Consider the following 23,968-nt stretch of genomic DNA (forward strand, 5'->3'; position numbering starts at 1 on the left):
TGCCCGCCATCCGTGTAGGGCAATCCCTACCCTGAACCTTCCAAGATGCTGATGCCAATCTCTCCTGCACCCCGATTTTCGGGGGCTTGCGCCTGGACTACGCTTGCTTCACGGCAGTCCAAAACGAAAAGGTGTGGGTATGAGCGAGGTGGATTCAAATGATGTGCTGGTCAGCTTTCGTGGCGTACAGAAGAGCTACGACGGCGAGAACCTGATCGTCAAAGACCTCAACCTGGAGATTCGCAAGGGCGAATTCCTCACCCTGCTCGGGCCGTCCGGTTCGGGCAAGACCACCAGCCTGATGATGCTCGCCGGTTTCGAAACGCCGACCGCGGGCGAAATCCAGCTGGCCGGGCGCTCTATCAACAACGTGCCGCCCCACAAGCGTGACATCGGCATGGTGTTCCAGAACTACGCCTTGTTCCCCCACATGACGGTCTGCGAAAACCTGGCGTTTCCGCTGTCGGTCCGGGGCTTGAGCAAGACCGATATCAGTGAGCGGGTAAAGCGCGTGTTGAGCATGGTCCAGCTCGATGCCTTCGCCCAGCGCTACCCGGCGCAACTCTCCGGCGGCCAGCAGCAGCGGGTGGCCCTGGCCCGGGCGCTGGTATTTGAACCGCAGTTGGTGTTGATGGACGAGCCCCTCGGTGCCCTCGACAAGCAACTGCGCGAACACATGCAGATGGAGATCAAACACCTGCACCAGCGCCTCGGCGTGACCGTGGTCTACGTGACCCACGATCAGGGCGAAGCGCTGACCATGTCCGACCGTGTGGCGGTGTTCCACCAAGGTGAGATCCAGCAGATCGCAGCTCCGCGCACCTTGTATGAAGAGCCGAAAAACACCTTCGTTGCCAACTTCATTGGCGAGAACAACCGTCTTAATGGCCGCTTGCACAGCCACAGCGGCGACCGATGCGTAGTCGAGCTGGCGCGGGGCGAGAAGGTCGAGGCGCTGGCGGTGAATGTCGGCCAGATCGGCGGCCCGGTGACCCTGTCGGTGCGCCCGGAGCGGGTAAACCTCAATGGCTCCAGCGAAAGCTGTGTCAACCGCTTTTCCGGGCGTGTGGCGGAGTTCATCTACTTGGGCGACCACGTGCGGGTGCGCCTGGAAGTCTGCGGCAAGAGCGATTTTTTTGTGAAACAACCGATCGCCGAGCTGGACACGGCGTTGACGGTCGGCGACGTGGTACCGATTGGCTGGCAAGTCGAGCACGTTCGCGCACTCGACCCACTTCTAGAGGCGAATTGATCGCCCCCTTGCTTCACCCAACCCTGCACGTGGAGAGAACAACAATGTTGAGATCCCTTAAATTCAGCGCTCTGACCCTTGGTTTGTTGGGCGCGACACAGGCCATGGCAGGCCCGGACCTGACGGTCGTGTCCTTCGGCGGCGCGAACAAGGCGGCGCAGGTCAAGGCCTTCTACGCCCCGTGGGAAAGCGCGGGCAACGGCAAGATCATCGCCGGTGAATACAACGGTGAAATGGCCAAGGTCAAAGCTATGGTCGACACTAAGAGCGTGTCCTGGGACCTGGTGGAAGTCGAGTCGCCGGAGCTGTCCCGTGGCTGTGACGAAGACATGTTCGAACCGTTGGACCCGGCGCTGTTTGGCAAGGCTGAAGATTTCGTCAAGGGTGCGATTCAGCCGTGTGGCGTAGGTTTCTTCGTGTGGTCGACGGTTATGGCGTACAACGCCGACAAACTGAAGACCGCCCCTACCGGTTGGGTGGATTTCTGGGACACCAAGAAATTCCCCGGCAAGCGTGGCTTGCGCAAGGGTGCCAAGTACACCCTGGAGTTCGCTTTGATGGCGGACGGCGTAGCGCCTAAAGACGTTTATAAAGTGCTGGCCGGCAAAGACGGTCAGGACCGGGCTTTCAAGAAACTCGACGAACTCAAGCCGTCGATCCAGTGGTGGGAAGCCGGCGCACAACCGCCGCAGTACCTGGCCTCGGGCGATGTGGTCATGAGCTCGGCCTACAACGGCCGGATCGCCGCAGTGCAGAAAGAAAGCAATCTGAAAGTGGTGTGGAACGGCGGCATTTACGACTTCGACGCTTGGGCGATTCCAAAAGGCCTGGCCAAGGATCGTGCTGAAGCAGCGAAGAAATTCATCGCCTTCTCGGTCGCGCCACAGCAGCAGAAAACTTATTCGGAAAACATCGCTTACGGTCCGGCCAACACTCTGGCGGTACCGCTGCTGGCTAAAGATGTGCTCAAGGATATGCCGACCACCCCGGAAAACATCGCCAACCAGGTGCAGATCGACGTCAGCTTCTGGGCGGATAACGGTGAGCAACTGGAGCAGCGCTTCAATTCCTGGGCGGCCAAGTAACCCGGCTTTGCCACTGAGCTTTTGTGGCGAGGGGGCTTGCCCCCGTTGGGTTGCGAAGTAACCCCAGTAGAGTCACCGCGTTTTATCAGACATAGCGCGGCGGCTGGTTTTGGGGCTGCTACGCAGCCCAACGGGGGCAAGCCCCCTCGCCACAGGGGTTGCAGCCTTACGCGAGACTGTTGTCATTATCAGAATTTCGGAGTTTGCCATGGCCATCGCCGTTCCCTCGAACGAGGTCTCCACCCCCACCTTGAAGCAGCGCCTGGCGCGTGCCGAGCGGCTTAACCGCTGGAAGGCCCAAGCCTTGATTGCGCCGCTGGTGCTGTTTTTGTTGCTGGTGTTCCTGGTGCCGATCGTCGCGCTGCTCTACAAAAGCGTTGGCAACCCGGAAGTAGTGGGCGGCCTGCCGCGCACCGTGGTCGCGGTGACCGCGTGGGACGGGCGTGGCTTGCCCGGCGAGCCTGTGTATCAGGCCCTCAGCGAGGACCTGGGCGAAGCCCGGAAAAACCAGACCCTGGGCGATTTGTCCAAACGCCTGAACATGGAATTGGCCGGCTACCGCAGTCTGCTGACCAAAACCGCGCGGGCGCTGCCGTTTACTCAAGTGCCTGTCTCTTATAAAGAAGCGCTGGAAAACCTCGACGAGCGTTGGGGCGACCCGGCGTACTGGCAGGCGATCCGCCGCAATACTAGCAGCTTGACGCCTTACTACCTGCTGGCGGCCGTCGATCACCGTATTGACGACCTCGGCGAAGTCGCCCCGGCCACACCGGACCAGGCGATTTACCTCGACATCTTCGCCCGGACCTTCTGGATGGGCCTGGTGATTACCGTGTTTTGCCTATTGTTGGCCTATCCCCTGGCCTACCTGTTGGCCAACTTGCCGGCTCGGCAAAGCAACCTGCTGATGATCCTGGTGCTGCTGCCGTTCTGGACCTCGGTGCTGGTGCGAGTGGCGGCGTGGATTGTGCTGTTGCAATCGGGTGGGCTGATCAATGGCGCGCTGATGAGTATGGGCATCATCGACAAGCCCCTGGAGTTGGTATTCAACCGGCTGGGGGTCTACATCTCCATGGTGCATATCCTGCTGCCGTTCATGATCTTGCCGATATACAGCGTGATGAAGGGAATTTCGCCGACCTATATGCGTGCGGCGATTTCCCTGGGCTGTCATCCATTTGCCAGCTTCTGGCGGGTGTACTTTCCGCAGACCTACGCGGGCGTCGGTGCGGGCTGCCTGTTGGTGTTCATTCTGGCAATTGGTTACTACATCACCCCGGCGTTGCTGGGTAGCCCGAACGACCAGATGGTCAGCTACTTTGTGGCCTTCTACACCAACACCAGCATTAACTGGGGCATGGCCACGGCCTTGGGTGGATTGCTGCTGCTGGCCACCGTGGTGCTGTATCTGATCTACAACTGGCTGGTGGGCGCCAGCCGCCTGCGCCTGAGCTGAGGAGACCTTGAGATGCTGAGCCCTTACATGTCACCCGTTGAGCGGGTCTGGTTCTACAGCTTGCGGATTCTCTGCGGCCTGATCCTGTTGTTCCTGATTTTGCCGGTGCTGGTGATCATTCCGCTGTCGTTCAACTCCGGGAGTTTCCTGGTGTACCCGCTGCAAGGGTTCTCGCTGCACTGGTACGAGGACTTTTTCGCCTCGGCGGAATGGATGCGAGCGTTAAAGAACAGCATCATCGTCGCCCCGGCGGCGACCGTGTTGGCCATGGTCTTCGGTACCCTGGCGGCGATTGGCCTGACCCGTGGCCATTTCCCCGGCAAGGCGCTGGTGATGGCGTTGGTGATTTCACCGATGGTGGTGCCGGTGGTAATTATCGGTGTGGCCAGCTACCTGTTCTTTGCGCCGTTGGGCCTGGGCAACAGCTTCTTTTCGTTGATCGTGGTGCATGCGGTGTTGGGCGTGCCGTTTGTGATCATTACCGTCTCGGCGACCTTGCAAGGCTTCAACCATAATCTGGTGCGTGCGGCAGCCAGCCTGGGGGCTTCGCCGGTGACGGCATTTCGGCGGGTGACCTTGCCGCTGATTGCTCCTGGGGTGATCTCCGGCGCGCTGTTTGCCTTCGCCACTTCGTTCGATGAAGTGGTGGTGACACTGTTCCTCGCAGGTCCCGAGCAGGCGACTTTGCCCCGGCAGATGTTCAGTGGTATCCGTGAAAACCTCAGCCCGACCATCGCCGCTGCGGCGACCTTGCTGATTGCGTTCTCGGTTGTGCTGTTGCTGACCCTAGAGTGGTTGCGTGGGCGCAGTGAAAAGCTGCGTACCGCACAAGTCTGAAGGCTAAGTCTGCCATTCAACCCCTGAATGGCAGACAACCCTCAATCCCGAGCTATCCTTGTGCCAGCCCCCAACCTCTAAGAGGCCACGCACATGAGTACTTCCTCATTCAAGATCGCCCACAAATTGCTCACTGGACCAGGTGCCATCGAGCAACTGGCCGCCGAGCTGACAAGGCTGGATGTCGACAACCCGCTGATCGTCACCGACGCGGCGCTGGTCAAGTCCGGCACCGTGCAGTTGGCGTTGGCGCAGTTGGGTGATCGTCCGTACGAAATTTTCGACCGTGTGATGCCCGACCCGGAAATTGCCATCGTCGAAGACTGCATGCAGGTCTACCGCGAAGGCGGGCATGACGGCTTGATTGGCGTGGGGGGCGGCAGTGCCATCGACATCGCCAAGAGCGTCGCCGCCTATGCCGGCTATCACGGCGCCCTGGAGGACCTGTTCGGCGTCGACCAGGTGCCCCGCAAGGGCCCGCCGCTGATCGCGATTCCCACCACCGCCGGCACCGGTTCGGAGGTGACCAATGTGGCGATTCTGTCGGACAAGGTCGCCCAATTGAAAAAAGGTATCGTCAGCGATTTCCTGTTGCCGGACGTAGCGCTGATCAGCCCGCAGATGACCTTGACCTGCCCGCGCAGCGTCACCGCAGCCAGTGGCGTCGATGCGCTGGTGCATGCCATCGAGTCCTACCTGTCGCTGAATGCCTCGCAGATCACCGACGCCCTGGCCATTGGCGCGATCAAATTGATCGTCAATGCCTTGCCCAAGGCCTACGCCAACCCGGCCAATCTCCAGGCCCGTGATGACATGGCCACCGCCAGCCTGATGGCCGGCATGGCCTTCGGTAATGCCGGCGTGGGCGCGGTGCATGCCCTGGCGTATCCGTTGGGCGGGCGCTTCAATATCTCCCATGGGGTCAGCAATGCCTTGTTGCTGCCCTATGTCATGCACTGGAACAAGCTGGCCTGCGTCGAACGCATGCGGGATATCGCCCAGGCCATGGGGGTGAATGTCACGGGGTTGAGTGTCAACGATGCCGCCGACCAGGCCGTCGACGCCATGACACGGCTGTGCGCCGCCGTGGAGATCCCGTCAGGTTTGCGCAGTTTCGGTGTTCCCGAAGAGGCTATCCCGGCCATGGCTGTGGAGGCTGCGGGCATCGAGCGACTGATGCGCAACAATCCGCGCAAGCTCAGCGCCGCGGATATAGAGAAAATCTACCGCGCTGCGTACTAGCCATTGAGTCAGGTCACGGTGCGCGCAACAAAGCATGCGGTATACAATGCGCGCCATCGTGATTTAGCTCAAAAAGGTGCGTCATGCAGCCCTTCGTTATTGCTCCATCGATTCTCTCCGCCGACTTCGCCCGCCTGGGCGAGGAAGTGGACAACGTGCTGGCCGCCGGTGCCGACTTCGTTCACTTCGATGTCATGGATAACCACTATGTGCCGAACCTGACCATTGGTCCGATGGTCTGCGCCGCCCTGCGCAAGTACGGCGTAACCGCGCCTATTGATGCGCACTTGATGGTCAGCCCGGTGGACCGCATCATCGGTGACTTCATCGACGCTGGCGCGACCTACATCACCTTCCACCCGGAAGCCACGCTGCACGTCGACCGCTCCCTGCAACTGATCCGCGAAGGCGGCTGCAAGGCCGGCCTGGTGTTCAACCCGGCGACGCCGCTGGACGTGCTCAAGTACGTGATGGACAAGGTCGACATGATCCTGCTGATGAGCGTCAACCCAGGCTTCGGTGGGCAGAAGTTCATTCCCGGCACCCTCGACAAGCTGCGCGAAGCCCGCGGGCTGATCGATGCCTCAGGTCGTGATATCCGCCTGGAAATCGACGGTGGCGTCAACGTCAACAATATCCGCGAAATCGCTGCTGCCGGTGCCGATACCTTTGTCGCCGGCTCGGCGATTTTCAACGCGCCGGACTATCAGGAAGTGATCGCCAAAATGCGCGCAGAACTGGCGCTGGCGCGTCCATGAGCGGCTTTGAGCAGTTGTTCCCCGGCACACTGCCGCGGCTGGTGATGTTCGATCTGGACGGGACGTTGGTCGACTCGGTCCCGGACCTGGCGGCTGCCGTGGATAACATGCTGCTCAAGCTCGGACGCGCGCCGGCCGGTATCGACTCGGTGCGTGAGTGGGTCGGCAACGGCGTGCAGATATTGGTACGCCGGGCCCTGGCCAACCATATCGACGCGCAAGGTGTGGATGACGTCGAGGCCGAGCATGCCCTGCAACTGTTCAACGCCGCCTATGAAGACGGCTATGAACTGACCGTGGTCTATCCCGGCGTGCGTGACACCCTCAAGTGGCTGCACAAACAGGGCGTGGAAATGGCGTTGATTACCAACAAGCCGGAGCGCTTTGTCGCGCCGTTGTTGGACCAGATGAAGATCGGCCGCTATTTTCGCTGGATCATCGGTGGCGATACCCTGCCGCAGAAGAAACCCGACCCGGCGGCGCTGTTCTTCGTGATGAAAATGGCCAATATCCCGGCCTCCCAGTCGTTGTTTGTCGGCGACTCGCGCAGCGATGTGTTAGCGGCGAAAGCGGCAGGGGTCCAGTGCGTGGCCTTGAGTTACGGCTATAACCACGGCCGGCCGATCGCCGAAGAGTCACCAACGCTGGTGATTGACGACCTGCGACTGCTAATCCCCGGTTGCTTGGGAGCTGGCGCTGAGATAACGTTGGCCGACGCTGTTCCATCCCCTTCTGGAAATCCCATCGTGGTGGTCACTCGCAAACTCTGGATGAAAGTCATCAAGGCTCTGGCCCGCTGGCGTTGGCGCGCCTGACTGATCCTGGCCGCGCTGCGGCACGTTTGCACACCTGACCGTTAGACCCTCATGCCACGAGGCACCTCATGATCCGCGAAGAATTCCTGCGTTTGGCCGCTGCTGGCTACAACCGTATCCCCCTGGCCTGCGAAACCCTGGCCGACTTCGACACCCCGCTGTCGATCTACCTGAAACTGGCCGACGAGCCCAATTCTTATTTGCTGGAATCGGTGCAGGGCGGCGAGAAGTGGGGGCGTTATTCGATCATTGGCCTACCGTGCCGCACGGTACTGCGAGTTCACGACCATCACGTCAGCATCACCTGTGACGGCGTCGAGATCGAAAGCCATGATGTGGAAGACCCGCTGACCTTCGTCGAAGCCTTCAAGGCCCGCTATAACGTACCGACCATTGCCGGCCTGCCGCGCTTCAACGGCGGACTGGTGGGCTACTTCGGCTACGACTGCGTGCGTTACGTGGAGAAACGCCTGGGCAAATGCCCGAATCCTGACCCGCTGGGCGTGCCGGACATTCTGTTGATGGTCTCCGACGCGGTAGTCGTTTTCGACAACCTTGCCGGCAAGATGCACGCGATTGTGCTGGCCGATCCCTCCCAGGATGGCGCGTTCGAGCAAGGCCAGGCCAGCCTGGAAGCCTTGCTGGAAAAACTACGCCAGCCGATCACCCCGCGTCGCGGCCTGGACCTAAGCCGTCCGCCGGCTGCCGACCCGGTGTTCCGCTCCAGCTTTACCCAGGATGACTACGAGCGCGCAGTCGATACCATCAAGGAATACATCCTCGCCGGCGACTGCATGCAAGTGGTGCCGTCGCAGCGAATGTCCATCGACTTCAAGGCCGCACCCATTGATCTCTATCGGGCGCTGCGCTGCTTCAACCCGACGCCGTACATGTACTTCTTCAACTTTGGCGACTTTCATGTCGTGGGCAGTTCGCCGGAAGTGCTGGTGCGTGTCGAAGATAATCTGATCACCGTGCGCCCGATTGCCGGTACCCGTCCTCGCGGTGCGACCGAAGAGGCGGACCTAGCGCTGGAGCAAGACCTGCTGTCCGACGACAAGGAAATTGCCGAGCACTTGATGCTGATCGACCTGGGGCGTAACGACACTGGGCGAGTCTCGGAAATCGGTTCGGTGAAACTCACTGAGAAGATGGTCATCGAGCGTTATTCCAACGTGATGCACATTGTCTCCAACGTTACTGGCGAGCTGAAGGCCGGGCTGACGGCGATGGACGCTTTGCGGGCGATTCTGCCGGCCGGCACTTTGTCCGGCGCACCAAAGATTCGCGCGATGGAAATCATCGACGAGCTGGAGCCAGTCAAGCGCGGTGTCTATGGCGGCGCGGTGGGCTACTTCGCCTGGAACGGCAACATGGACACCGCCATTGCGATCCGCACTGCGGTGATCAAGGACGGCGAGCTGCATGTGCAGGCGGGTGGCGGCATTGTTGCCGACTCGGTGCCAGCCCTTGAGTGGGAAGAAACCTTGAACAAGCGCCGGGCGATGTTCCGCGCAGTGGCGTTGGCTGAACAGACCCCGCAGGGCTAAGAATTCAAGAGGTTTCCCCCATGTTGCTGATGATCGATAACTATGACTCCTTTACTTACAACGTTGTGCAATACCTGGGCGAGCTCGGCGCCGAGGTCACGGTGGTGCGCAACGATGAACTGACCGTGGCCGAAATTGCCGCGCTGAATCCTGAGCGCATCGTGGTTTCCCCTGGTCCGTGTACCCCGACTGAAGCGGGAATATCCCTGGAAGCCATCAAGTTTTTTGCCGGGAAATTGCCGATTCTCGGTGTGTGCCTGGGCCATCAGTCCATCGGCCAGGCATTCGGCGGCGACGTGGTTCGCGCCCGCCATGTGATGCATGGCAAGACCAGCCCGGTGTTCCATAATGACCAGGGTGTATTTCACGGTTTGAAGCTGCCGGTGACGGTTACTCGCTACCACTCGTTGGTGGTCAAACGCGAGACCCTGCCGGAATGCCTTGAACTGACCGCCTGGACTCAGTTGGAAGACGGCTCGGTCGACGAGATCATGGGCCTGCGTCACAAGACATTGAATGTCGAAGGGGTGCAATTTCACCCTGAATCGATTCTGACCGAGCAGGGCTATGAGCTGTTCGCCAACTTTCTCAAGCAACGCGGCGGCACGCGCTAAGGACTTTTCATGGATATCAAGACTGCACTGAACCGTATCGTCGGCCATCTGGACCTGAGCACCGCCGAGATGAGCGATGTCATGCGCGAAATCATGACCGGTCAATGCACCGATGCGCAGATCGGCGCCTTCATGATGGCCATGCGTATGAAGAGCGAGAGCATCGACGAAATCGTCGGCGCCGTCTCGGTCATGCGTGAGTTGGCGGACAAGGTCGAACTCAAGACCCTCGACGGCGTGGTCGACGTGGTCGGCACCGGTGGCGACGGTGCGAACATTTTCAACGTGTCGACGGCTGCCTCTTTTGTCGTGGCGGCTGCCGGTTGCACCGTGGCCAAGCACGGTAACCGTGCGGTATCAGGCAAAAGCGGCAGCGCCGATTTGCTGGAAGCCGCAGGGATCTACCTGAACCTGACGCCGGTGCAAGTGGCGCGCTGCATCGATAATGTCGGCATTGGCTTCATGTTCGCTCAGTCCCATCATGGGGCGATGAAGTACGCTGCCGGTCCGCGTAAGGACCTCGGCTTGCGTACCCTGTTCAACATGCTCGGCCCGCTTACGAATCCGGCTGGCGTGAAACATCAGGTGGTAGGTGTGTTTAGCCAGGCGCTGTGCCGGCCACTGGTCGAAGTCTTGCAGCGCATGGGCAGCAAACATGTGCTGGTGGTGCACTCCAAGGATGGCCTGGACGAATTTAGCCTGGCGGCACCGACCTTCGTGGCAGAGCTGAAGAATGATCAGGTCACCGAATATTGGGTCGAACCTGAAGACTTGGGCATGAAGAGCCAGAGCTTGCACGGCCTGGCGGTGGAAAGCCCGGCCGCCTCCCTTGAGTTGATTCTCGATGCCTTGGGCCGCCGAAAAACCGAAAATGGCCAGAAAGCTGCGGAAATGATCATCCTGAATGCTGGCGCGGCACTTTACGCTGCCGACCACGCCTATAGTCTTAAGGAAGGCGTCGCCTTGGCCCACGATGCTTTGCATACGGGCCTGGCTCGCGAGAAGCTCGAAGAACTGGGAGCATTCACGGCCGTGTTCAAAATGGAGAATGAAGGATGAGTGTTCCGACCGTTCTGGAAAATATCCTGGCCCGCAAGGCAGAAGAGGTGGCCGAGCGTCGTGCCCGTGTCAGCCTGGCCGAGCTGGAAGGCTTGGCGAAAAGCGCCGATGCACCACGCGGCTTCGCCGATGCCCTGATCAAGCAGGCCAAGGCCAAGCAGCCGGCCGTCATTGCTGAAATCAAAAAGGCTTCGCCGAGCAAAGGGGTGATTCGCGAGATCTTCATTCCTGAAGACATCGCCAAGAGTTATGAAAAGGGCGGCGCGACATGCCTCTCCGTGTTGACCGATATCGACTATTTCCAGGGCTGTGATCTTTACCTCCAGCAAGCGCGGGCAGCCTGCACGCTGCCGGTGATCCGCAAGGACTTCATGGTCGACCCGTATCAAATCATTGAAGCCCGCGCGCTGGGCGCCGATTGCGTGCTGTTGATCGTCTCCGCATTGGATGACGTGAAGATGGCAGAGCTGGCCGCCGTGGCCAAAAGCGTAGGCCTAGATGTACTGGTGGAAGTTCACGACGGTGACGAGCTGGAGCGTGCGCTGAAAACCCTCGATACACCGCTGGTGGGGGTTAACAATCGCAACCTGCACACATTCGAAGTCAGTCTGGAAAACACCCTCGACCTGCTGCCGCGCATTCCTCGCGATCGCCTGGTGATCACCGAGAGTGGCATCGTCAACCGAGCAGATGTTGAATTGATGGAAATCAGCGGCGTGTATTCGTTCCTGGTGGGCGAAACCTTCATGCGTGCCGAAAATCCGGGGGCTGAACTGCAGCGCTTGTTCTTCCCTGAACGTGGTGTGGCAATCAGCGGCTCGACGCTGGATTGATGATGATCAAGCCCGTTGCAATGACGGTCGAGGCGGGCCTTGCGGCTGAACAGGATTTGCTGGCCGCCGTTTGCGCGGGCGAGCAGTCCTTTGGGCTGCTGTTTTGGCAGCCCAATGACCAAGCGTTGGTCATGCCTCGTCGGCTGAGTCGGCTCCCCGCGTTTGAAGTCGCCAGCCAAGTCTCGGCGGCCCACGGTTGGCCCGTCTTGCTGCGCGAGACAGGCGGTGAACCGGTGCCGCAATCGGCGGCCACCGTCAATATTGCACTAGTCTATGCACCGCCCCGCAGCGAAGGTGACCAAGGCCGAATCGAAACCGGGTATCAACGGTTGTGCCAGCCTATCTGCGACCTGCTCATCGAGTTGGGTGGCGATGCATCGGTGGGCGAAATCGACGGGGCTTTTTGCGACGGGCGCTACAACGTCAACCTCGACGGCCGCAAAATGGTCGGCACCGCACAGCGCTGGCGGCAAAGCGGTGGTCGTCCGGTAGGCTTGGTGCATGGCGCGTTGCTGTTGGATAACGACCGCGATGCGTTGATCGCGGCGGTCAACCGCTTCAACGAAGCCTGTGGGTTGGAGCAGCGTGTTCGCGTCGAAAGCCATATTGCCTTGCACGAAGCTTTCCCCGCCCCCGATGCAATTAGCCGGCTCAACGCGTTGTACCGGCAAATGCTCGGTCAGTTCCTGCCGGTTTAGCGGGTACCGAACACCACCATGGTCTTGCCTTTGACATGAACCAGGTTGCGCTCTTCCAGATCCTTGAGCACCCGACCGACCATCTCCCGTGAACAACCGACAATACGTCCGATTTCCTGCCGAGTGACTTTGATTTGCATGCCGTCTGGGTGGGTCATCGCGTCAGGTTGTTTGCACAATTCCAATAAGCAGCGCGCCACTCTACCCGTGACATCAAAGAATGCCAGGTCACCGACCTTGCGGGTTGTATCACGCAAGCGCTGAGCGATCTGGCCACTCAGGGCGTACAGGATGTCCGGATCTTGCTGGGCCAATTCGCGAAATTTCGTATAGCTGATCTCTGCTACTTCGCACTCGATCTTGGCCCGCACCCAGGCGCTGCGCTCCTGTTCTTTTCCGGCTTGTTCAAACAGCCCCAGTTCACCAAAGAAATCACCGATATTAAGGTAGGCGATGATCATTTCACGGCCATCGTCATCCTCGATCAGGATGGTGACAGAGCCTTTGATGATGAAGAACAGCGTTTCCGAGCGCTCCCCTGCACAGATGATGTTGTGCTTGGCCGGATAGCGCCGACGCTGACAATGCATCAACAGTTTGTCGAGGTTCTTGATTTTGGGTGTGGGAGTAATAGCAACCATGGTTGTATCCCGAAAAGACTGCACGGTGTGGTCGGACTTGTATTTTTTATCGAGCGCTATCAATGGCTGTGCAAACATCCATTGGATGGCAATGCGCCATTGATTTGGCGCCAGCTTAACAGACACATTCTGACTCGATTAGGGAATTTAACTATCAAACCCTGCAGTTGATCGTTTTCATGGGAAACACTGCCGCCCCAAGGCCCTGTGCTAAGCTGGCGACCCTTTTTTAGCAGTGGAGTCTGGGCGATGAAGGCACGCATCCAATGGGCGGGCGAAGCGATGTTCCTCGGTGAGTCGGGCAGTGGCCATGTCGTGGTCATGGACGGCCCTCCTGAAGCTGGCGGTCGCAACCTGGGCGTACGGCCGATGGAAATGCTCTTGTTGGGTGTCGGCGGTTGCAGCAATTTCGATGTGGTCAGCATCCTGAAGAAGTCCCGCCAAGCGGTGGAAAGCTGTGAGGCTTTTCTTGAGGCGGAGCGCGCCACCGAAGACCCCAAGGTGTTTACCAAGATCCATATGCACTTCGTGGTCAAGGGCCGGGCGCTGAAAGAAGCCCAGGTCAAACGTGCCATTGAGCTGTCGGCTGAAAAGTATTGCTCGGCCTCGATCATGCTGGGTGCGGCAGGTGTGGCCATTACTCATGATTACGAGATCATTGAGCTGGGTTGATCGATAGATTGGTGTCTAGTCCTGAAATAGGGTTACACCTATTTCAACCAGGCAAAAAGAAGGGCGCTTAAAAAGCGCCCTTTCTGCTTTGTTTAGAAGCAAGTTATCAGATGCGGTAAGTACTCTTGGTCATTACCTTGGCCAGCAGGCTCATGCCGAACTTCACCGGTGCCGGAAAACGGAAGCCGCCAGCATCCAGCGCACTTTCGGCATGGTGTTCTTCGTCAATACGCATCTGCTCAAGAATCGCCCGGGACTTCTCGTCTTCGGGTGGCAGTTGCTCCAGGTGCTCATTGAGGTGCTTGCAGACCTGATGCTCAGTTGCCGCCACAAAGCCGAGGCTGACCTTGTCGCTGATCAGCCCGGCAACGGCGCCGATGCCAAACGACAAACCATAAAACAGCGGGTTCAACACGCTCGGGTGGCTGCCCAGTTGGCGAATGCGTTGCTCGCACCAGGCTAGGTGGTCGATTTCTTCCTCGGCAGCATGCTCCATGGCGGCGCGTACTTGCGGCAGTTTGGCGGTCAGGGCCTGGCCCTGGTACAGCGCCTGGGCACAGACTTCGCCGGTATGGTTGATGCGCATCAGGCCCGCGACATGGCGAGTATCGGTCTCGCTCATTTGCGCTTCGGGTTGCACGATGGCGGGCGAGGGGCGGTACGGTTGGCCGCTGAACGGCAACAACGTGCGCATTGCCGTATCGGCTTGCAGCAACAGACGGTCAATCGGCGAGTAGTGACGTTGGGTAGTCATGCTGACCTCCGGGAAGAATCTCGGCGGCCAGTTTACCGCAATTAGAGGGGGAAGCGTTTGCGTTGGGTCAAGGCTGTAAGGTCGCAGCCAGCGGTTACGACTCGAACGAGCGGTCACTCAGCCCGGGGGCCAATTCATCTGACGCTGACCCAGTACATGCATATGGATGTGGTAAACGGTTTGCCCACCCATCGGGTTACAGTTCATCACCACGCGGAAACCCTCTTCGCAGCCCAGCTCCAGGGCCAAGCGCTGGGCGGTGAACAAAATATGTCCGGCCAGTGCCTTATCTTCCTCGGTGAGGTCGTTAAGGGTGCGGATCGGCTTTTTCGGAATCACGAGAAAATGCACCGGTGCCGCTGGAGCGATGTCGTGGAAGGCCAGGACCTGGTCATCCTCGTAGATGATCTTCGCGGGTATTTCTCTGTTGATGATCTTGGTGAACAGAGTATCCACAGCTGTTTCTCCGTAGTGAAAGTGCAGGCTGAGTGTACTCAGGCGATCTGCATGCGCCCAGCCCTTTGCGTGTGTCGATTACGGTCAGCGCGGGCAGTAGGCCTTATTGATGGCACCGGCGATTTTGCGAGTCAGCCAGCGTGGGCTCAAGCGAGGGCTGAATGCCAGCCAGCGATTCCGACGACCGGGGATGATGATGGCTTTGTTTTTTTCGAGTGCGCGTACGGTATACAGCGCGACCTCTTCCGGACTCATTAGCTGTTGGCTGTTGTCCAATTTGACGGTATCCAGTTGCGCGGTACGGAAAAACGCGGTTCGCGTGGGGCCGGGGCAGAGCACCGAGACTTTTACTGCGCAGGTCTTCAGTTCTTCCCGCAGGCCTTCGGAAAAGTGCAACACATAGGCTTTGCTGGCGTAGTAGCTGCTCATCCACGGGCCGGGTTGGAACGCGGCGACTGAGGCGACGTTGAGGATTTGTCCGCCACCCTGCAGGGCCATTGAGTTGCCCAAGGCATGGCAGAGTCGGGTCAGGGCCAGGATATTGACCTCCAGCAGATCTTGTTCGGTCATCCAGTCCTGGGCCAGGAACGGGCCACACGTGCCGATGCCGGCGCAGTTGACCAGCAAATCGATCTGTCGCTCGCCTTCTTCAAGCTCCAGCAGAAACCCGGACAGGCGCAAGGGCTCGCCAAGGTCGCAGGCACGGAACAGCACTTCGACGCCAAAGCGTTGAGTCAACTCGATTGCGATACTTTCCAACTGATCACGCTGGCGGGCCACCAGAATCAAGCTGCGGCCACGGCGGGCCAATGCTTCGGCCAAGGCCAGGCCAATGCCGCTGGAGGCACCGGTGATCAGAGCGTAACGGGTCATGCGTTTCTCCATCGCAACGCCGCCTAGCCTGAGACAAAGGCATCACAGGCGTCGGGCGTTTCTTCATTCTTCAGGAGAGTCTACAGGTTCGGCTGCGTCGACAGCACTCTGCACATCGTCTTGCTCAACGATGACGCTTTGATCGGCATCTTCATCAGTGGCCATGGAGCTGCTTTCGTAGGAGCTATCCACAGTGCCTTCAAATTCATCCAGCATGCCGCTCAGGCCGGGTATCAATAGTGCGACGAAGATCAACGGAATTAGCGCCAGCCATAGAACAGAGAGCACTTTGACCGAAGTGCTGTTGGGCGGTGGCGGTGCGCCATATTGGTTGGCGCCGGTGTTGCCCGGCAACACCATTAATAGAATAGGGAAAACACTGCCCACGAAGGGCACCAGGTTGAGGAACCACAACCAGCCGGACCAGCCTAGGTCATGCAAGCGCTGCACGGTAATCTGCACGCTGACCCAGATAAACGCGACGCCAAAAGCGATCCCCACCAGGGTGCCAATGACGATAGCCGCTGTCGAAGACGCCGCAGCGATACCCAAACCTATGGTAAAGGCCACGCCGGTCACGGCGAGTATCGCCAGCGTCAGCACCAGGGTCCAGGCCAGGAAGCGCAATCGGCCAATACGTCCATTGACGGTAAAGACTTTCAGGGTGGCGAACTCTGGCAGTTTTTCACCTACGGCGGCTCGTGGCGGCGCGTAAGGTGATGCTGCCGGACGACTGTAATCGGTTGAGCTGCTGGAGTCGGTCTCGAGAGTCTCGGCCAGGCTGAAGGCCACTGGCTGTTCGGCTTCGATGCGTGCATCGATGCCAGTTTTGGTCAGTGCTTCAAGGTAGGTTTGGGCGTTAGCTTGAGTTAGGTCGCGCTTGAGGGCGACAGGGCGTCCGGTAAACAGCTTCTCGATGGACTCGACATCACTTTTGAACAGGTCGGCGAGGTTCAGCTTAGCTGTGCTGACTTCGACACCCGGCAGCAGTGCGCCATCAAACACAATCTTGAAGCGGTTATCGCTCATGCGGGCATCCTTGTCACTTGAGTTAGGTGGGTGTTGCAGGGGCGTGTAACGCCGGCCTCAATCAGCAGGCGATACATTACCGCTAGATCAGCGCGGCCAACGCGTTGGCAGTTGTGCTGCGTGCTCAAGCGCCTTGCGGTATTCGGCATCCAGGCGGGCAATGAGTTCATCTACGCTGGGTAGATCATTAATCTCACCGACGCCCTGGCCGGCGGACCATACAGTTTTCCAGGCCTTGGCCTCGTCACTCAATGGCTTGAGTTTGGAGCCGAAATTGACTTCGCCCTTGCCTTGTAGTGCGGCGAGGTCGAAGCCGGCGTTTTCCAGGCTTTGGCGCATAAAGCTCGCCGGCACGCCCGAGACGGCAGGAGTGTGCACTATGTCGGCGGCGCGCGATGTGAGCAGCATATCTTTATAAGCCTCCGGGGCATGGCTTTCGGTGGTGCCGATGAATCGGGTGCCGAAATAGGCCAGGTCTGCACCGAGCAACTGCGCAGCGAGAATCTCGTGCCCGTGGTTCAGGCAGCCGGCCAGCAGCAGGGTTTTATCGAAAAATTGGCGTATTTCGGCAATCAACGAGAAGGGGCTCCAGGTGCCGGCATGGCCACCGGCGCCGGCCGCGACGGCGATAAGGCCATCAACACCGGCCTCTGCGGCTTTTTCCGCGTGGCGCCGGGTGGTGACATCATGGAATACCAGGCCGCCGTAGCTATGCACGGCGTCCACCAACTCTTTCACCGCGCCCAGGCTGGTGATGATGATCGGCACCTTGTGCTCGACGCAAATCGCCAAGTCGGCTTCAAGGCGCGGGTTGCTGTTGTGCACGATCAGATTGACTGCATAGGGCGCCGGGTTTTCCAACAGCGCCAAGCCTGCTTCGATTTCTTCCAGCCAGGCCTTGAAGCCGCTGCTTTCCCGTTGGTTGAGTGCCGGGAAGCTCCCGACCACACCGTTACGACAGCAGGCTAATACCAGTTGCGGGTTGGAAATCAGGAACATCGGCGCAGCCACCACGGGCAGGCGCAGACGTTGTTCAAGCAAAGCGGGCAGCGACATTGGAAGTACCCCGGATTAAGTGCGGCTGATTAGAAGTTAGAACGGCTTTACGACGACTAAAATTACAATAGCCAGCAATATCAGAACTGGCACTTCATTGAACCAGCGATAAAAGACATGGCTGCGGGTGTTTTCGCCACGGGCGAAACGTTTCACCTGTGCGCCGCACATATGGTGGTAGCCTATCAAGATCACTACCAAGGTCAGCTTGGCATGCATCCAGCCGCCTTGGCTGAATACGCTGGGGTTGAGGCTGATCAGCCAGATGCCGAACACCAGCGTGGCGATCATCGCCGGCAGCATGATGCCTTTGTACAACTTGCGCTCCATGACACAGAAGCGTTCCTTGCTGACGGTGTCTTCGCTTTGTGCGTGGTAGACAAACAGGCGGGGTAGATAAAACAGCCCGGCAAACCAGCAGACGATGCTGACGATATGAAAGACTTTGAGCCATAGATAAAGCATTTTTAGTTATTCCCAGGTTCACGGTAACTGGAGATAATAGAGGTTAGAGCGTGCGTACGTCACCTTGGCGGTTGTCGCAGAACGATACGGACCCTATTATCGACGGCTTTCCAGTGGGTTCGTTGAGGGCAGGTTTATGGTCAAGGTCGGTATCGTCGGCGGCACGGGTTACACCGGTGTCGAATTGCTGCGTCTGTTGGCTCAGCATCCGCAAGCTGAGGTGGTGGTTATCACTTCTCGATCCGAGGCCGGCCTGGCCGTTGCCGATATGTACCCGAACCTGCGAGGCCACTACGACGGTCTGGCGTTCAGTGTTCCGGACATCAAGGCCCTGGGCGCCTGCGATGTGGTGTTTTTCGCCACGCCCCATGGGGTTGCCCATGCCCTGGCGGGTGAGTTGCTGGCCGCTGGCACCAAGGTTATCGACCTGTCTGCGGACTTCCGTCTGCAGGATGCCGATGAGTGGGCCAAGTGGTACGGGCAGCCTCACGGTGCTCCAGAGCTGCTTGAAGAGGCCGTTTATGGGCTGCCGGAAGTCAATCGCGAGCAGATCAAGCAGGCGCGTCTGATTGCTGTGCCGGGTTGCTATCCGACCGCTACGCAGTTGGGCTTCCTGCCGTTGTTGGAAGCAGGTTTGGCAGATGCCTCGCGGTTGATTGCTGACTGCAAGTCGGGCGTCAGCGGTGCCGGTCGTGGCGCTGCGGTAGGTTCGCTGTACTCTGAGACGTCGGAGAGCATGAAGGCCTACGCGGTCAAAGGGCATCGCCATTTACCGGAAATTCGCCAAGGCTTGCGTCGTGCTGCTGGCAAGGACGTCGGTCTGACTTTCGTCCCGCATTTGACTCCGATGATTCGTGGGATTCACTCCACGTTGTACGCGACCGTTGTGGATCGCTCGGTAGACCTGCAAGCACTGTTTGAAAAGCGCTACGCGAACGAGCCGTTCGTCGATGTGATGCCCGCGGGCAGCCATCCGGAAACACGCAGCGTACGTGGAGCCAATGTTTGTCGTATCGCGGTACATCGCCCGCAGGATGGTGATTTGGTAGTGGTCCTGTCAGTCATTGATAACCTGGTCAAAGGCGCGTCGGGGCAGGCGGTGCAGAACATGAACATTCTGTTTGGCCTGGATGAGAAGCTGGGCTTATCCCACGCGGGTATGCTGCCTTAAGGCAGCTACAAGCTTCAAGTTGTAAGCCGCAAGCTTGGAGCTAATGGCTTGAAGCTTGCCACGGCCCCCATAATAGTTGACCGTTTTTCTAGGAGAAGCGGATAATGGTCGCCATCACGCATATGGCGGCGCTACGCCGGGAGATAATCAGCATGAGCGTTGAATCCTTCACCCCCACGGTTTTGCAATTCACCCACGGTGCTGCGCACAAGGTGAAGAGCCTGGTCGATGAAGAGGGTAATGATCGCTTGAAGCTGCGCGTATTTGTTACGGGCGGCGGTTGTTCAGGGTTTCAGTACGGTTTCACTTTCGATGAAGATGTGGCCGATGATGACACCATCGTCGAGCGCGAGGGCGTAAGCCTGGTCGTCGACCCTATGAGCTTCCAGTACTTGGCAGGCGCCGAGGTGGATTACCAGGAAGGTCTGGAAGGCTCACGTTTCGTGATCAAGAACCCGAATGCGACCACAACTTGTGGTTGTGGGTCTTCGTTCTCGATCTGATCGCTAGCGGATTGGGCAAAGCGCCGCTTGGTTCTAATGGAGCCAAGCGGCGTTTTGCTATCTGGGGCTCAGGCAGGGTAGATCGCGCCGAGTACTCGCAGCCCCCGGGCGCCTGTGACGCTTGGGCGGTTGGCGGCGATGCCTTCAAGACAACAGTGGGCCAGCCAGGCGAAGGCCATGGCTTCGACCCAGTCAGGATCTACGCCGCAAGTGGCGGTGCTGCTGACGTGTGTGTCGGGTAGCCGCGCGCGCAAGCGGCTCATCAGTGCGCCGTTGTGGGCGCCGCCGCCGCACACCAGCAGGGTTTCGGTCCGCAATTGGGCGGCTTGCAGCGACTCGACGATGGTCTGGGCGGTCAGTTCAAGCAGTGTGGCTTGAACGTCCTCAGCGGCGAACTCGGGTAGTCGACGGAGATGGTGTTCCAGCCAGCCAAGGTTGAACACTTCGCGCCCGGTACTTTTCGGGCCTTGTGTCAGGAAGAAGGGGTCGCTCAGCAAAGCCTTGAGCAGTAGCGGCTCAATGTTTCCGCTGGCAGCCCATTGGCCGTTACGGTCAAAGTTCTCACCTCGCTGCTGATGAATCCAGGCATCAAGCAAGACATTGCCAGGGCCGCAGTCAAATCCGGCGACAGGCTTGCCGGTCTCGATCAGGCTCAGGTTACTGAAGCCACCCACATTTAATACTGCGCGGTTGCCGTTGTGCTCGCTGAAGAGCGCCTCATGAAAAGCAGGCACCAACGGCGCACCTTGGCCGCCTGCGGCAACATCGCGACTGCGAAAGTCACTGACGACAGTGATGCCGGTCAATTCGGTCAGCAGCGCTGGGTTGCCGATCTGCACCGTAAACCCGCGAGCGGGTTCATGACGAATGGTCTGCCCGTGGCTGCCGATCGCGCGAATGTGCTGGGGAGTGAGTTTCTGTTGTTCCAGTAATGCATGAATGCCTTGGGCTGCGAGCGTTACCCAGTTCTGTTGGGCAATGGCTGCGCGGGCAATTTCGTCCGGGCCGCTGGCGCAAAGGCCAAGCAGCTCGGTACGCAGGGATTCGGGCATTGGAATGTAGTGGGTGGAGATCAACCTGATCGCCGGGCCTTGCTCGATCAGCGCAATGTCCAGGCCATCAAGGCTGGTCCCGGACATCACGCCTATATAGAGCGGCATGGCTCAGCGCTTCGCCGAGGCCAGCATGGTGGCCCGTTCCTGGTCCATGCGTGCCATTAGTGGCTGGCTCTGCTGCAGGAAGCGTGAGCGCTCTGCTTTGGCGATTGGATCGGCCATCGGCAGCTTTTGGCCCAGTGGGTCGACATGTACGCCGTTGACCTGGAATTCATAATGCAAATGCGGGCCGGTAGACAGGCCGGTGGTGCCGATGTAGCCGATTACCTGGCCTTGTTTGACGTTACCGCCAGTCTTGACGCCTTTGGCAAAGCCCTGCATGTGGCCGTAAAGCGTGCGATAGGCATTGCCGTGCTGGATGATCACGGTATTGCCATAGCCGCCGCGACGACCAGCCAGCAACACCTTGCCGTCTCCGGCTGCCTTGATCGGTGTGCCGCGAGGTGCCGCGTAGTCCACACCTTTGTGGGCGCGGATTTTGTTCAGAATTGGATGCTTGCGGCCCATGGAGAAACGCGAGCTAATACGGGCGAAGTCAACCGGGGTGCGGATGAAAGCCTTGCGCATACTGTTGCCATCGGCGGTGTAGTAGCTGTTATTGCCTTGTTTGTTGGTGTAGCGCACGGCGGTGTAGGTCTTGCCACGGTTGGTGAACCGCGCCGAAAGGATATTGCCCGTGCCGACGACCTTGCCGTTGGCGACCTTTTGTTCGTAGATCACGTCGAACTCATCGCCTTGGCGAATATCCTGGGCGAAGTCGATGTCGTAGCCAAACACGCTGGCCATGTCCATGGTCATGCTGTGGGACAGGCCGGCGCGAGCAGCGGACTGTGACAGCGAGCTGTTGATAACACCGTGGATATAGGCGGAGCGCACCACGGGTTTGGTGGTGGTACGGTTGAAGGCGAAGCCTTTGGCTCCCTTGGTCAGGGTGATGCTTTCAAGGTCGCTGATACTGCTGTGCAGGTTATTCAGTTGGCCGTCGGGAGTCAGCTCGAATTCAAGCTTCTGGCCGTGTTTGAGCTGGGTGAACTGCTTGGCTTGCTTGTCGCTGGCCAGCACTTCATTAACCGTTGACGCCGGGAGGCCGACCTTTTCGAACAGCGTTGACAGCGTGTCGCCTTTGGCAACAATCACTTCGCGGTGTTCTGGGCCCTTCGCTACCTCTGGGGCGGTAGCTGGAGTCGCCTGGGCTGTTCCCTTGGTGTCGTCAGTGCTGTTTTCAATCTGCGCAAATGGCGATTCAACAGCGCCATTTGTGGCTTGTTGTGCGTCAGAAGCGTCTTGATCTTGTGTCTGTTGCTCAATCGGACTGTCTAAGTCGAGACTCAAGGTTGTTCGTTTGGCTTCTACGTCACTGGAAGGGAATACCAGGAGTGCCAAGCTTAGAAGGGCGGCGATACCACTTGCGGCGAGCAGGTGGGTCTTCGGGTAAAGCGGCGGCGCTTTAGACGGTTCAGTGGTCATAGGTGATTTTTGACTTTGAAAAAGTGAATTGGAAAAGATGACTGACATGATGAAGATGAAATAACTGTATAAAATATAACCAAATCATCTGTGACGCAAGCCTACGAACGCCGGGGTAGTGGAATGGTGTCCGTACGCAGGGCAAAACTTGTATTTAGTCCCTGATCTTGTATGGTTGGTTCCCTTTTGAATCTGAGCCTTACGGGTCTGTTATGAAGTCGGTTGAAGAGCAGCTAGCGCTGATCAAACGTGGTGCGGAAGAACTGTTGGTCGAAGCCGAGCTGATCGAAAAGCTCAAGCGTGGTCAGCCCCTTCGTATTAAAGCTGGCTTCGATCCGACTGCGCCGGATCTGCACCTGGGCCATACCGTGCTTATTAATAAGCTGCGCCAGTTCCAGGAGCTGGGGCATCAGGTGATCTTCCTTATAGGTGACTTCACTGGGATGATCGGTGATCCCAGTGGCAAGAGTGCCACGCGTCCGGCCCTGACCCGTGAACAGGTTCTCGATAATGCAGAGACCTATAAGACGCAGGTCTTCAAGATTCTTGATCCGGCCAAGACTGAGGTGGCTTTCAACTCCACCTGGATGGATCAGATGGGGCCGGCGGATTTCATTCGCCTGACGTCCCAATACACTGTTGCTCGAATGCTTGAGCGCGATGACTTCGATAAGCGTTACTCCACCAATCAGCCAATTGCTATCCATGAGTTCCTTTATCCGCTGGTTCAGGGTTACGACTCCGTGGCCTTGCGCGCTGATGTCGAGCTGGGTGGTACTGATCAGAAGTTCAACCTGCTGATGGGGCGTGAGCTGCAGCGTGCCTATGGGCAAGAAGCTCAATGCATTCTGACCATGCCTTTGCTGGAGGGGTTGGATGGTGTCAAGAAGATGTCCAAGTCCTTGGGCAACTATGTAGGCATTCAGGAGGCGCCGGGCGTTATGTATGGCAAGCTGGTTTCCATTCCGGATGCGCTCATGTGGCGTTACTTCGAGCTGCTGAGCTTCCGTTCGATGGAAGAGATCAGTGCGCTGCGTGCTGATGTAGAGGCAGGGGCCAATCCTCGTGATGTGAAAATCAAGCTGGCGGAAGAAATCGTTGCGCGCTTCCATGGTGAGGAAGCTGCGGCCAGTGCTCATCGTGCTGCGGGCAACCGTATGAAGGATGGCGAGCTGCCGGACGATCTGCCTGAGGTTGAGTTGACTGCTGCTGAAGCGATGCCAATTGCGGCTGTGCTTAATAAGGCGGGCCTGGTGAAGAACTCTGCAGTAGCGCGGGACCTTCTGGGTTCTGGCGGTGTGCGTATAGATGGTGAGGTTGTAGATCGCACCTTTATATACGAGCTGGGCGCTACCCATGTTTGCCAGGCTGGCAAGAAGGCATTTGCGCGCATTACGCTCAAATTCGAATAAGTTTGAAATTAAGGGTTGACGGCAGATTCTGGAAGTCTATAATTCGCCCACTTCCGGCGCAGTCGAAACGGAAAACTCCTTGGTAAACAAAGAGTTATGTAGGTTTCGATAGCGAGTTGCTTCAGTTCATCGAAGCCCAGAAGGAGTTGATAAGG

At 58.5% G+C, this 23,968-nt stretch carries 25 protein-coding genes; 16 read left to right on the forward strand and 9 right to left on the reverse strand.

The genetic code is table 11. From position 1 onward, the window contains the following. Nucleotides 1-139: 139 nt before the first annotated feature. From FQ182_RS26565 to FQ182_RS26620, 12 genes are all read left to right on the forward strand, one after another. Nucleotides 140-1,252, forward strand: coding sequence for an ABC transporter ATP-binding protein (locus tag FQ182_RS26565; protein WP_149414397.1), 1,113 nt, complete (start codon nucleotides 140-142; stop codon nucleotides 1,250-1,252). 44 nt (nucleotides 1,253-1,296) lie between these two features. Further along, entirely contained in the window at nucleotides 1,297-2,337 is a 1,041-nt protein-coding gene (locus FQ182_RS26570) for an ABC transporter substrate-binding protein (RefSeq protein WP_149414398.1), read from the forward strand. Nucleotides 2,338-2,545: 208 nt separating this feature from the next. After that, entirely contained in the window at nucleotides 2,546-3,793 is a 1,248-nt protein-coding gene (locus FQ182_RS26575; protein ID WP_149414399.1) for an ABC transporter permease, read from the forward strand. 12 nt (nucleotides 3,794-3,805) lie between these two features. Further along, nucleotides 3,806-4,630 carry an ABC transporter permease gene (locus tag FQ182_RS26580; RefSeq protein ID WP_149414400.1) on the forward strand — a complete coding sequence of 275 codons (825 nt, stop codon included), beginning with the start codon at nucleotides 3,806-3,808 and terminating at the stop codon, nucleotides 4,628-4,630. 93 nt (nucleotides 4,631-4,723) lie between these two features. Continuing rightward, nucleotides 4,724-5,872, forward strand: coding sequence for an iron-containing alcohol dehydrogenase (locus FQ182_RS26585; RefSeq protein WP_149414401.1), 1,149 nt, complete (start codon nucleotides 4,724-4,726; stop codon nucleotides 5,870-5,872). 83 nt (nucleotides 5,873-5,955) lie between these two features. Beyond that, a complete protein-coding gene (gene rpe, locus FQ182_RS26590) occupies nucleotides 5,956-6,630 on the forward strand; it encodes a ribulose-phosphate 3-epimerase (RefSeq protein ID WP_149414402.1) in 675 nt (224 codons plus the stop codon). Continuing rightward, nucleotides 6,627-7,445 carry a phosphoglycolate phosphatase gene (locus tag FQ182_RS26595; protein WP_149414403.1) on the forward strand — a complete coding sequence of 273 codons (819 nt, stop codon included), beginning with the start codon at nucleotides 6,627-6,629 and terminating at the stop codon, nucleotides 7,443-7,445. The genes rpe and FQ182_RS26595 overlap by 4 nt, the downstream gene beginning before the upstream one ends. Nucleotides 7,446-7,513: 68 nt before the next feature. Beyond that, entirely contained in the window at nucleotides 7,514-8,995 is a 1,482-nt protein-coding gene (gene trpE, locus FQ182_RS26600) for an anthranilate synthase component I (RefSeq protein WP_133102257.1), read from the forward strand. 20 nt (nucleotides 8,996-9,015) lie between these two features. After that, a complete protein-coding gene (locus tag FQ182_RS26605) occupies nucleotides 9,016-9,609 on the forward strand; it encodes an aminodeoxychorismate/anthranilate synthase component II (protein ID WP_149414404.1) in 594 nt (197 codons plus the stop codon). A gap of 9 nt (nucleotides 9,610-9,618) precedes the next feature. Then, the gene (trpD, locus tag FQ182_RS26610) at nucleotides 9,619-10,668 is read left to right on the forward strand and encodes an anthranilate phosphoribosyltransferase (protein WP_149414405.1); all 1,050 of its coding nucleotides are present in this window, start codon (nucleotides 9,619-9,621) and stop codon (nucleotides 10,666-10,668) included. After that, a complete protein-coding gene (trpC, locus tag FQ182_RS26615) occupies nucleotides 10,665-11,501 on the forward strand; it encodes an indole-3-glycerol phosphate synthase TrpC (protein WP_149414406.1) in 837 nt (278 codons plus the stop codon). The genes trpD and trpC overlap by 4 nt, the downstream gene beginning before the upstream one ends. 2 nt (nucleotides 11,502-11,503) lie before the next feature. Further along, the gene (locus FQ182_RS26620; RefSeq protein WP_149414407.1) at nucleotides 11,504-12,199 is read left to right on the forward strand and encodes a lipoate--protein ligase family protein; all 696 of its coding nucleotides are present in this window, start codon (nucleotides 11,504-11,506) and stop codon (nucleotides 12,197-12,199) included. Here FQ182_RS26620 and crp read toward each other — a convergent pair. Next, on the reverse strand, nucleotides 12,196-12,840 hold the full coding sequence (crp, locus tag FQ182_RS26625; RefSeq protein WP_149414408.1) for a cAMP-activated global transcriptional regulator CRP: 645 nt from the start codon (nucleotides 12,838-12,840) through the stop codon (nucleotides 12,196-12,198). The two genes, FQ182_RS26620 and crp, sit on opposite strands and share 4 nt — an antisense overlap. 249 nt (nucleotides 12,841-13,089) lie before the next feature. Between crp and FQ182_RS26630 the strand changes: the two genes are divergently transcribed. After that, the gene (locus tag FQ182_RS26630; RefSeq protein WP_005792019.1) at nucleotides 13,090-13,512 is read left to right on the forward strand and encodes an OsmC family protein; all 423 of its coding nucleotides are present in this window, start codon (nucleotides 13,090-13,092) and stop codon (nucleotides 13,510-13,512) included. 106 nt (nucleotides 13,513-13,618) lie between these two features. On the opposite strand, the gene coq7 is transcribed toward FQ182_RS26630, so the two are convergent. From coq7 to hemJ, 6 genes are all read right to left on the reverse strand, one after another. Continuing rightward, nucleotides 13,619-14,266 (reverse strand): 2-polyprenyl-3-methyl-6-methoxy-1,4-benzoquinone monooxygenase, encoded by a 648-nt coding sequence (gene coq7, locus FQ182_RS26635; RefSeq protein WP_133102252.1) that lies wholly within the window; start codon nucleotides 14,264-14,266, stop codon nucleotides 13,619-13,621. Nucleotides 14,267-14,383: 117 nt separating this feature from the next. Continuing rightward, complete coding sequence (locus tag FQ182_RS26640) at nucleotides 14,384-14,722, reverse strand: histidine triad nucleotide-binding protein (RefSeq protein ID WP_149414409.1); 339 nt, start codon at nucleotides 14,720-14,722, stop codon at nucleotides 14,384-14,386. A gap of 84 nt (nucleotides 14,723-14,806) precedes the next feature. After that, on the reverse strand, nucleotides 14,807-15,595 hold the full coding sequence (locus FQ182_RS26645; RefSeq protein WP_149414410.1) for an SDR family oxidoreductase: 789 nt from the start codon (nucleotides 15,593-15,595) through the stop codon (nucleotides 14,807-14,809). A gap of 63 nt (nucleotides 15,596-15,658) precedes the next feature. Continuing rightward, nucleotides 15,659-16,624: a DUF805 domain-containing protein gene (locus FQ182_RS26650; protein ID WP_149414411.1), complete on the reverse strand. Its 966-nt coding sequence runs from the start codon at nucleotides 16,622-16,624 to the stop codon at nucleotides 15,659-15,661. Between the two features lie 87 nt (nucleotides 16,625-16,711). Next, nucleotides 16,712-17,680, reverse strand: a complete 969-nt coding sequence (locus FQ182_RS26655; RefSeq protein ID WP_149414412.1) for a nitronate monooxygenase family protein — start codon at nucleotides 17,678-17,680, stop codon at nucleotides 16,712-16,714. A 36-nt stretch (nucleotides 17,681-17,716) separates the two neighbouring features. Beyond that, a complete protein-coding gene (gene hemJ, locus FQ182_RS26660) occupies nucleotides 17,717-18,145 on the reverse strand; it encodes a protoporphyrinogen oxidase HemJ (protein WP_149414413.1) in 429 nt (142 codons plus the stop codon). Between the two features lie 136 nt (nucleotides 18,146-18,281). Here hemJ and argC point away from each other — a divergent pair, with 136 nt between their 5' ends. After that, complete coding sequence (gene argC, locus FQ182_RS26665) at nucleotides 18,282-19,316, forward strand: N-acetyl-gamma-glutamyl-phosphate reductase (RefSeq protein WP_149414414.1); 1,035 nt, start codon at nucleotides 18,282-18,284, stop codon at nucleotides 19,314-19,316. A 152-nt stretch (nucleotides 19,317-19,468) separates the two neighbouring features. Then, complete coding sequence (gene erpA / locus FQ182_RS26670; protein WP_084379622.1) at nucleotides 19,469-19,819, forward strand: iron-sulfur cluster insertion protein ErpA; 351 nt, start codon at nucleotides 19,469-19,471, stop codon at nucleotides 19,817-19,819. A gap of 68 nt (nucleotides 19,820-19,887) precedes the next feature. Here erpA and FQ182_RS26675 read toward each other — a convergent pair whose 3' ends face one another. Further along, entirely contained in the window at nucleotides 19,888-20,979 is a 1,092-nt protein-coding gene (locus FQ182_RS26675) for an anhydro-N-acetylmuramic acid kinase (RefSeq protein WP_149414415.1), read from the reverse strand. Nucleotides 20,980-20,982: 3 nt separating this feature from the next. Further along, nucleotides 20,983-22,401, reverse strand: coding sequence for a peptidoglycan DD-metalloendopeptidase family protein (locus FQ182_RS26680; protein ID WP_149414416.1), 1,419 nt, complete (start codon nucleotides 22,399-22,401; stop codon nucleotides 20,983-20,985). 212 nt (nucleotides 22,402-22,613) lie between these two features. Here FQ182_RS26680 and tyrS point away from each other — a divergent pair, with 212 nt between their 5' ends. Next, a complete protein-coding gene (tyrS, locus tag FQ182_RS26685; RefSeq protein WP_149414417.1) occupies nucleotides 22,614-23,813 on the forward strand; it encodes a tyrosine--tRNA ligase in 1,200 nt (399 codons plus the stop codon). Nucleotides 23,814-23,968: the final 155 nt, after the last annotated feature.

Origin of the sequence: Pseudomonas sp. ANT_H4, assembly GCF_008369295.1 — a bacterium.
Classification (GTDB): Bacteria; Pseudomonadota; Gammaproteobacteria; order Pseudomonadales; family Pseudomonadaceae; genus Aquipseudomonas.

Bases quoted from the DNA above. Each gene is read 5' to 3' on its own strand.
- FQ182_RS26605 (WP_149414404.1), top strand. From the start codon at position 9,016: ATGTTGCTGATGATCGATAACTATGACTCCTTTACTTACAACGTTGTG.
- rpe (WP_149414402.1), top strand. From the start codon at position 5,956: ATGCAGCCCTTCGTTATTGCTCCATCGATTCTCTCCGCCGACTTCGCC.
- hemJ (WP_149414413.1), bottom strand. From the start codon at position 18,145: ATGCTTTATCTATGGCTCAAAGTCTTTCATATCGTCAGCATCGTCTGC.
- FQ182_RS26580 (WP_149414400.1), top strand. From the start codon at position 3,806: ATGCTGAGCCCTTACATGTCACCCGTTGAGCGGGTCTGGTTCTACAGC.
- erpA (WP_084379622.1), top strand. From the start codon at position 19,469: ATGAGCGTTGAATCCTTCACCCCCACGGTTTTGCAATTCACCCACGGT.
- FQ182_RS26680 (WP_149414416.1), bottom strand. From the start codon at position 22,401: ATGACCACTGAACCGTCTAAAGCGCCGCCGCTTTACCCGAAGACCCAC.
- crp (WP_149414408.1), bottom strand. From the start codon at position 12,840: ATGGTTGCTATTACTCCCACACCCAAAATCAAGAACCTCGACAAACTG.
- trpE (WP_133102257.1), top strand. From the start codon at position 7,514: ATGATCCGCGAAGAATTCCTGCGTTTGGCCGCTGCTGGCTACAACCGT.
- FQ182_RS26565 (WP_149414397.1), top strand. From the start codon at position 140: ATGAGCGAGGTGGATTCAAATGATGTGCTGGTCAGCTTTCGTGGCGTA.
- trpD (WP_149414405.1), top strand. From the start codon at position 9,619: ATGGATATCAAGACTGCACTGAACCGTATCGTCGGCCATCTGGACCTG.
- FQ182_RS26655 (WP_149414412.1), bottom strand. From the start codon at position 17,680: ATGTCGCTGCCCGCTTTGCTTGAACAACGTCTGCGCCTGCCCGTGGTG.
- FQ182_RS26620 (WP_149414407.1), top strand. From the start codon at position 11,504: ATGATCAAGCCCGTTGCAATGACGGTCGAGGCGGGCCTTGCGGCTGAA.
- tyrS (WP_149414417.1), top strand. From the start codon at position 22,614: ATGAAGTCGGTTGAAGAGCAGCTAGCGCTGATCAAACGTGGTGCGGAA.
- FQ182_RS26585 (WP_149414401.1), top strand. From the start codon at position 4,724: ATGAGTACTTCCTCATTCAAGATCGCCCACAAATTGCTCACTGGACCA.
- FQ182_RS26575 (WP_149414399.1), top strand. From the start codon at position 2,546: ATGGCCATCGCCGTTCCCTCGAACGAGGTCTCCACCCCCACCTTGAAG.
- FQ182_RS26570 (WP_149414398.1), top strand. From the start codon at position 1,297: ATGTTGAGATCCCTTAAATTCAGCGCTCTGACCCTTGGTTTGTTGGGC.
- trpC (WP_149414406.1), top strand. From the start codon at position 10,665: ATGAGTGTTCCGACCGTTCTGGAAAATATCCTGGCCCGCAAGGCAGAA.
- FQ182_RS26595 (WP_149414403.1), top strand. From the start codon at position 6,627: ATGAGCGGCTTTGAGCAGTTGTTCCCCGGCACACTGCCGCGGCTGGTG.
- FQ182_RS26645 (WP_149414410.1), bottom strand. From the start codon at position 15,595: ATGACCCGTTACGCTCTGATCACCGGTGCCTCCAGCGGCATTGGCCTG.
- FQ182_RS26650 (WP_149414411.1), bottom strand. From the start codon at position 16,624: ATGAGCGATAACCGCTTCAAGATTGTGTTTGATGGCGCACTGCTGCCG.
- coq7 (WP_133102252.1), bottom strand. From the start codon at position 14,266: ATGACTACCCAACGTCACTACTCGCCGATTGACCGTCTGTTGCTGCAA.
- FQ182_RS26675 (WP_149414415.1), bottom strand. From the start codon at position 20,979: ATGCCGCTCTATATAGGCGTGATGTCCGGGACCAGCCTTGATGGCCTG.
- argC (WP_149414414.1), top strand. From the start codon at position 18,282: ATGGTCAAGGTCGGTATCGTCGGCGGCACGGGTTACACCGGTGTCGAA.
- FQ182_RS26630 (WP_005792019.1), top strand. From the start codon at position 13,090: ATGAAGGCACGCATCCAATGGGCGGGCGAAGCGATGTTCCTCGGTGAG.